Genomic DNA, 1583 nt, shown 5'->3' with positions numbered 1-1583 from the left:
CTTGTCTACAGCTACAAGAAAGTAACCAAAGAATAGCCGCCCCGATAAAGCACCCTGCGGGTTCACTGCGCGTCTCGCAAACAATGGGAATGAAGGAAACTCGCTCCTAGCGTCACTCAAACAACCTTCATCCTGATCCATTCTTTACTATGATGCTCGTTGCTTTAGAGGGTATTTGATCGCTAGTTTTGAGTCTTGCCTTTTTAATGATTATTAAGTCCCCCCCCTACTTACAGGCACTTTTTTAACTCTAGAGATGTTGTTTAAACCCCTTTCAAATAAGCCGAGCGACACGGCTAATTGCCGAGTAAGGTTTTAGTTGTTTGAGCGAGGTACGAGCGAGTTCTAAAACCGCGGCAATTCGCTGTGTCGTGAGGGAACCGCTTGCGGCTTTTTTGTGGGCAGCCTTTTGTTTGGTTCGTTTATTTTGGCTGAGCAAAATAAATGAACTCGTAGCCGATAACTAATTATTCGAGAAAAAGAAACAAGTCACAAAGCTACGAAAGAATTACTCGGTGATAGATAACAGATTCCAATCTGAAAAAGTCACCCCTACTTTTGTATAGATGAACACATAGAACAAATGATTAGGTAACAAGATTCTGGCATAATAACTAAAATTTATTTAGTTAATTTGGTTAGCATATAATATATCGAACTAAAAGCAGGGACGAGTACCTGCTTTTCAGTACTAAAAACCAAACGGAAATCAGAAAGCTTTTTTTATTAAGAACTTATATGATCAGTAAAAAAACAAAAAAAGAATTAGAAGGATTCCCTATAATATTGTTAAGAGGGACTTAGTCCTTCTAAATAGACTGTTATGTAGTCTGCGACGCTTAAAAACATATATCATCAAACTATGAATATTCTTGAAAAAATTGAAGAAAAATATAATTTTTCTTACCCTCAAATTTATCATCAACTCTATTCTGATAATATGTTGGAATATGGCGAGGCTGGACCAAATTGGTATAGAGAAACATATCCAAAACTGAAAAATTACCCTCCGTTGTTACTCTTATCAAATGAATATGAGCATCTATCTTTTGAAGATATTCAGCTCAAAATAGAATCCAATAGGCAAATTAATAAGAAATTTAACTTTATTCCTTTTGCTATTAGCGGAGCTGGTGACCTATATTGCTTTTACTTAAATGAACAAGATGGCGATAACGTTCCAATTGTTTATGTATGGCATGACATGGATGAAGTAAATTACCGTGCAAAGAATTTACAAGACTTTATTTTTATATCTCTTATCGATAGAGTTTTTGATAAAGAAGATTTTAATTCTCTTCCTGATAATGAATTTAAAGAGAGTTGTCAAAACACACTAAATTCTCATTCTAAATATTTATCCATTGATCAAATAAAAACTATAGAGTATGTATTTCATAAAGAGTTTGTTAATAACGAAGAGTTAACACTAAAAGAATATGAAGATATTGTTAACAAATATGCCTCATATTCTAATAACGGAAGATCATTTAAGTATCAATCACATACATAACAAGTGACTGTGGTTCCAAGTCAACCTTTTAAGCCAATTTTTCATCCCAAACCTCCCCTTTTTTCACCAT

The 1583-nt window shown here is 34.2% G+C and carries 1 protein-coding gene; it reads left to right on the top strand.

The window, feature by feature from the left end:
• Nucleotides 1-862: 862 nt before the first annotated feature.
• Nucleotides 863-1513 (top strand): SMI1/KNR4 family protein, encoded by a 651-nt coding sequence (locus OO007_RS20180; RefSeq protein WP_325810179.1) that lies wholly within the window; start codon nucleotides 863-865, stop codon nucleotides 1511-1513.
• Nucleotides 1514-1583: the final 70 nt, after the last annotated feature.

It is taken from the genome of Cocleimonas sp. KMM 6892, from assembly GCF_035798195.1.
In the GTDB taxonomy this organism is placed as follows: domain Bacteria; phylum Pseudomonadota; class Gammaproteobacteria; order Thiotrichales; family Thiotrichaceae; genus Cocleimonas; species Cocleimonas flava.
Note: the sequence above shows the minus strand (reverse complement) of the source record. Positions and strands in the feature narration are given on the sequence as shown.

Coding starts and splice junctions, on each gene's coding strand:
- OO007_RS20180 (WP_325810179.1), top strand. CDS start 863: ATGAATATTCTTGAAAAAATTGAAGAAAAATATAATTTTTCTTACCCT.